The organism is Stenotrophomonas sp. YJH_SMC_53 (assembly GCF_059369995.1).
In genome coordinates this window covers 73,116-79,346 of sequence record NZ_JCAFTF010000016.1, presented here as the reverse complement: position 1 = coordinate 79,346, position 6,231 = coordinate 73,116, and the positions used below count along the sequence as shown (strand labels likewise).

The following is a 6,231-nucleotide window of genomic DNA, read 5'->3' as shown; positions in this document are numbered from 1 at the left end:
GGCGGGGTGGGTCCGGTTGCGGGGGCGTGAGCCGCATGGGCCCGAGGCATGCCTCGGGCGGGTTGGGCAGGACGCCCAACCCCGGTCTTGCCGTGTGCGCAGGATTGCGCACACGAGCAAGCGGCGACCGAGCTTACATGGACGTACTTGCAGCACCCCCCGCAACCGGACCCACCCCGCCATCCCACGGATACCCAGCTGTTGCTGTTGCTGCTGATGTTGCCGGCCAGCGGCCGGCCCTACCGCGGGTGCAGGGCGCAGCCCTGCATCGACCACCTCACTTCTTCAGGAAGTTGTCCACCAGCAGGTGCTTCACGTCGTCGAAGCGACCGTTCAACACTGCCTTGGCCGCATACAGCGCCGTGCCGGCGACCTGCTTGGCCTCGATCTGCGGTGGCATCACCAGCTCGGCGCGGCTGGTGTGCACATCCAGCAATGCCGGGCCGCGCTGCGACAGGAAATCCTGCACCGCTTCCTCCAGATCCTCGCTGCGGGTGACCGTGCGGCCATGGAAGCCGATCACTTCGGCCAGGCGGCCGAAGTCCGGGTTCTTCAGGTCGGTGTAGTTATCCAGAAGGCCTTCCACCTTCTGCTCCAGCTCGACGAAGTTCAGCGAGCCGTTGTTGAACACCACTACCTTGATCGGCAGATTCTCCTGTACCGCGGTCAACAGGTCGCCCAGCAGCATTGCCAGGCCACCATCGCCGGACAGTGAAATCACCTGCCGGCCGGGGAAGGCCTTCTGCAGTCCCAGCGCCTGCGGCATCGCGTTGGCCATCGTGCCGTGCAGCAGGCTGGTCAACGTGCGGCGGCTGCCGTTCACGCGGATATGGCGCAGCACCCACACCATCGGCGAGCCGCCGTCGGCGGTGAACAGTGCATCCTCGGTAGCGTGCTTCGAGAGCAGCGCGGTCAGGTGCTGCGGATGGATCAATTCGCCTTCGCCCGGCTGCTCTTCCTGTTCGCGCTTCTTCAGCGCCTTGTCGCGATGCTCGATGCACTCGTCCAGGAAACTGCTGTCCTCGCGCGGTGGCAGCATCGGCAGCAATGCATCCAGCGTCGGTGCGATATCGCCGACCACGCCGAGGTTCACCGGGTGGCGGCGGCCAAGGTGGCTGCCATCGCGGTCGACCTGGATGATGGTGGCCTTGTCCGGGTAGAACTGGCCCCAGGCGAAGTCGGCGCCGAGCAGCAGCAGCGTGTCGCACTCCATCAGCGTGTGGAAGCCGGACTCGATGCCGAAGATGCCGGTCATGCCCATGTTGTACGGGTTGTCCGGCTCGACGAAATCCTTCGCGCGCGAGGTATGCGCGATCGGGGCCTGCAAGCGCCGGGCCAGCTCCAGCAGCTGCGCGTGCGCACCCTGGCAACCGGCACCGGCGTAGATGCCGATGCGCTTGCCCTGCCCCAGCAGCTCGGCGATGCGCTGCAGCTCGGCGTCGGAGGGGCGCAGTACCGGCTGGGTGTAATGCACCGAGAACGGCACGTCGTGCTTCACCTCGGCCTGGCTGATATCGGCCGGCAGGATCACCACCGCCACGCCACGGCGGCTGATCGCGGCCTGGCAGGCCAGGGCCACCACGCGTCGCGCCTGCTCCGGGCTGTGCACCTGCTCGCAGAACACCGTGCAGCTGCCATAGACCGCCTTGAAATCCACTTCCTGCGGGAATTCCATGCCCAGCTCGCTGGTCACCACCTGGCTGGCGATCAGCACCATCGGCGCACGGTTGCGGTTGCTCTCGAACACGCCGTTGATGAAGTGCAGGCCACCGGGACCACAGGAACCCGCGCAGGCGGTCAACTCGCCGCTCACCAGCGAATCGGCGCCGGCAGCGAACGCTGCCACTTCTTCATGGCGCACGTGCACCCAGGCGATCTCGCTGCCATGCATCGCATCGGTCACATGGTTGAGCGTATCGCCCACGATGCCGTAGCAACGGCGGACACCGGCCTGCTGCAGGGCGTCCACCACGATTTCGGCCACGCGCTTGCTCATCGGATACATCCTCGAACGGGGGAACCCCCGAGGCTAGACCCGATGAAGTGATGCCTCCGCAAAAAAAGGGGACGGAGGGAATTAAGTCGCTTGTGCCACAAACGACTTAATTCCCTCCGTCCCCTTTTAGTCGTTGACGTTGATCCAGCCCAGCACGTCGCCGTGATTCGGGCTGCGATAGCGCAGCTTCACCCAGCCGTTCTGTTCATCCTGCAATTCCACGCGATCGCCCTGCACCAGGTAACGCTTGGTGCTGGACGCACCAGGCCGATCGAACAGGAACAGCCGCGCGGGTACCACGGTGGCCTGCTGGCCGCGCAACGGTCCATCCGGCGGTGCGCCCAGGCCATCGGCAATGGCACTTTCCAGCACACGGCCGGCGGGATCATAGGTGCGCCAGACGGCCAGCGGACCCTGCTCGTCGGTCTGCTCCCACTGCAGCGCGGCGTTTACCGTATCGCCCAGCATCAGCACGCTCTCGGCGCGGTACAGATAGAGTGTCGCGCCTGCAAAGCGATACTGGTCGGTGTACCACATCGGGCCGCTGCGGCAGCTGCTGGTCAGGGTGCGGCTCAGGTGGTCGACCATCAGGCCCATCAGCTCGCCGCAGCTCTCCCTGCCGTGGGTTGCAGCCCGCAGCGCGCGGAACCCGGCACTGGCGGGATCGAACCGGTACACCGCCACCGCTTCGTTGACCATGCCGACCGGGGCGCGTGCGACCAGTTCCGGGTAACCATCGGAATCGACATCTTCGAGCGACCATCGCGAAGTGCCGTCGGCATCCGCCGCGCCGGCCAGCGTCTGCCGCTTGCCCGACGGTGACAGCTGCACGGCAATGCTGCCGTCCTGCAGGGGATCGGCCTGTGCCTGCACGTGCGCGGCCACCTGGAAGCGCAAGGTTTCGCCGTCGTCCCCACCGGCGCGCGCCGTCGGTGCCAGCGTGCCGGCCAACACCAGGCCCAGCAGGCATTCCCTGTAGTTCATCATTGCTCCCTGCGGCACCGCGGCGGCACCTTCAACTCAGAACGATACCTCGACCGGCTGCCGCGACCACAGCACCGACTGATGCCTGGTCTGCTGCTTCCACGCCAAGCGGATCGCTTCGATATCGGCGCGGCGCTGCGGGGTGTCCTCATGCAGCACCACCAGCACCTTGGTGCGCAGGCGGTTGGGCGCGGCATCGCCGCGGAACAGCCACTGGCCATAGGCATCGAACACGGTCAGGCCATCCGGGAAGCGCGGGGTCACTTCCTTGTCCAGGAAGGTTCGCCACTGCGCGTCGCTGATGGTGTCGGCCTGCGGGCGGTTGCCGGCGCCCTGCTCCTCGCCTACGCCGAAGTACAGCTCGCTGCGCACCCAGCCGTGCGCGGAAGACGGGCGCGCGGCGTCGCCCTTCAGTTCGGCGGTAGTGGCCGTGGCATAGGCGCTGGGCGCCTGCGATGAGAGGCTGGCGCAGCCGCTGGTGGCCAACAGCACGGCGAAGACGAGGCCAAGGTGTTTCATCGGTACAGCTCCGGGGAAGGGGGACAAGGCGAGCCGGCAGCGTACAGCGCCACCGGCCCGGCGTGCTGATGCCAACCGGGCATCAGCTCATGCCGGACCGGCAGGGGCTTGCATCCGCACCGGTCATCACGCGAAGATAATATATCGCTTCATCCGGATGGATGTAAGTGAAACTATCTCCCCTTCCCCCGTCGTCGTTGTTGCTGGAGCCCCCATGTCCGCCCGCCTGCTCGCGTCGCCGCTCGGCCTCGCCATCGCCCTCGCGCTTTCCTCCGCCGCCGCCCCGGCCCTGGCCCAGGACGCCACCAACCTGGATACGGTGATCGTTACCGGCACCCGTGCCGCCGACCGCACCGTGCTCGAATCCACCTCGCCGGTGGATGTGCTCACCGCCGAGGACATCCGCAAGGCGGGCGTGGTCAACGGTGAGCTGGGCAGCGCGCTGCAGGCGCTGCTGCCGTCGTTCAACTTCCCGCGCCAGTCCAACTCCGGTGGCGCCGACCATGTGCGCGCCGCGCAGTTGCGTGGCCTGTCGCCGGACCAGGTGCTGGTGCTGGTCAACGGCAAGCGCCGCCACCACACCGCGCTGGTCAACACCGACAGCAAGATCGGCAAGGGCACCACCCCGGTCGATTTCAATTCGATTCCGGTCAGCGCGATCAAGCGCATTGAAGTGCTGCGCGATGGCGCCGGGGCGCTGTACGGCTCGGACGCCGTGGCCGGCGTGATCAACGTGATTCTCGACAACGGCGGTGACGGCGGCGAGATCGAGGCGAGCTACGGTGCCAACCACACCGACCTCAAGCCGATCGGCCGCACCCTCACCGATGGCCAGACCGGCAACCTCAGCGCCAAGGTCGGCACCTCGCTGGGCGAAGACGGCGGCTTCCTGCGCGTCGGCCTGGAATACAAGCACCGCAACGGTACCAACCGCGCCGGCTTCGACCAGATTCCGCCGTGGGACCAGACTCCGGACAACCTGGTGCTGCAGGGCAAGCGCAACTATGTGCTGGGCGATGGCAAGAGCAAGGACATCAACCTGTGGCTGAACACCGAGATTCCGGTCGGCCAGACCTCGACGTTCTACGCGTTCGGCACCTTCAACCAGCGCGACACCGAAGGCGCGAACTACTTCCGCTATCCCGATGGCGATGCCAACTGGAAGCAGGTCTATCCGAACGGCTACCGGCCGATCTCCGAAGGTGAGAACCGCGACGTGCAGGCCGTGGCCGGCGTGCGCGGGCAGTGGAGTGAATGGAGCTACGACGGCAGCCTGGACTACGGCCAGAACGACTTCACCTATCGCCTGCGTGATTCGCTCAACGCGTCGCTGGGCCCGACCAGCCCGACCCGCTTCAAGACCGCCGATTACCAGTACGCACAGACGGTGGGCAATCTCGATCTGAGCCGCGTGTTCACCCAGAGCGACAGCATCAGCCACACGCTGGGCCTGGGCGTGGAAGCACGCCATGAGCGCTACCAGACCCGCCCCGGCGACCCGGCCAGCTATGCGGCCGGCCCGTACACCGACCGCCCGACCGGTTCACAGGCCGGTGGTGGCCTGACCCCGCAGGATGCGGCGCGCCTGTCGCGCGATGTGGCCAGTGCCTATGCCAGCCTGTCCAGCCAGTTCGGCGAGAAGTTCTCCACCGACCTGGCCGCGCGCTACGAGCACAACGACGACTTCGGCGGCGAACTGACCGGCAAGCTCGGCCTGCGCTATGAGTTCACCCCGGCGTTCGCGTTGCGTGGCGCCATCTCCAACAACTTCCGCGCGCCGTCGCTGGCACAGATCGGCTACGAGTCCACCTCCACCGGCTACAACGCAGGTGGCCAGCTGGTGCAGGGCCGCCTGCTGTCAGTCAACAATCCGATCGCACGCGGCCTGGGGGCGCAGAACCTGAAACCAGAGAAATCGCTGAACACCTCGCTCGGTTTCACCAGCCGCATCGGCGAGCATTTCGACCTTTCGCTGGACTTCTTCCAGATCGACATCGATGACCGCATTGCACTGTCGGAGAGCATCACCGGTGATGCACTGACCGACTACGTGGCCGCCAACTACGGCGTCAGCGGCCTGCAGAGCGCCAGCTTCTTCGTCAACGCCGCCGACACCCGCACCCGTGGCGCCGAGCTGGTGAGCAACTGGCGCCAGTCGCTGGGCGATGGCCAGCTGCTGCTGACCGGCACCTATGCGTATACCAAGACCACGCTGAAGAACGTGCTGGCCACCCCGGCCCAGCTGCGCGCGCTGAATCCGGACTACGTGCTGTTCGGCATCGAAGAGACCAACACGCTGACCGACGCCACGCCGCGCACGCGTGGTAGTTTCTCGGCCGCATGGAGCAACGACCACTGGTCGCTGAGCACCCGCGTGAACCGCTATGGCAGCGCCACCCGCGTGTTCAACTTCGGTGACGGCTACATCCCGCGCCAGACCTACCAGGCCGAGTGGCAGCTGGATGCGGAAGTCGAATACCGCATCACCCCGCAGTGGAGCGTGGCTCTCGGCGGGCAGAACCTGACCGACAACTATCCGGATCGATCCAACAGCGATATCCACTACTTCGGCAACCTGCCGTACGACGTGCTGTCGCCGATCGGCAGCAACGGTGCGTACTACTACGGCCGCGTCCGCTATACGTTCTGATTGCATTGGACCAATCACTCCCGGTGGGTGCGGACCGTTGGTCCGCACTGCCTGGGTGCCATGCAAGCCTCCCCTTCGTGCC

The 6,231-nt window shown here is 66.3% G+C and carries 4 protein-coding genes; 1 reads left to right on the top strand and 3 read right to left on the bottom strand.

The window, feature by feature from the left end; translation table 11 throughout:
• Positions 1–277: 277 nt before the first annotated feature.
• The 3 genes from AC5P7X_RS19220 to AC5P7X_RS19210 all read right to left on the bottom strand — a co-directional run bounded on the left by AC5P7X_RS19220 (position 278) and on the right by AC5P7X_RS19210 (position 3,499).
• Positions 278–1,996, bottom strand: coding sequence for a thiamine pyrophosphate-dependent enzyme (locus AC5P7X_RS19220; protein WP_053501149.1), 1,719 nt, complete (start codon positions 1,994–1,996; stop codon positions 278–280).
• Between the two features lie 126 nt (positions 1,997–2,122).
• On the bottom strand, positions 2,123–2,980 hold the full coding sequence (locus AC5P7X_RS19215; protein WP_171957523.1) for an FG-GAP repeat protein: 858 nt from the start codon (positions 2,978–2,980) through the stop codon (positions 2,123–2,125).
• Positions 2,981–3,016: 36 nt separating this feature from the next.
• Positions 3,017–3,499, bottom strand: a complete 483-nt coding sequence (locus tag AC5P7X_RS19210) for a DUF3574 domain-containing protein (protein ID WP_021202058.1) — start codon at positions 3,497–3,499, stop codon at positions 3,017–3,019.
• A 214-nt stretch (positions 3,500–3,713) separates the two neighbouring features.
• On the opposite strand from AC5P7X_RS19210, the gene AC5P7X_RS19205 reads away from it, so the two are divergent.
• Positions 3,714–6,149: a TonB-dependent receptor plug domain-containing protein gene (locus AC5P7X_RS19205; protein WP_262232916.1), complete on the top strand. Its 2,436-nt coding sequence runs from the start codon at positions 3,714–3,716 to the stop codon at positions 6,147–6,149.
• Positions 6,150–6,231 lie beyond the last annotated feature (82 nt).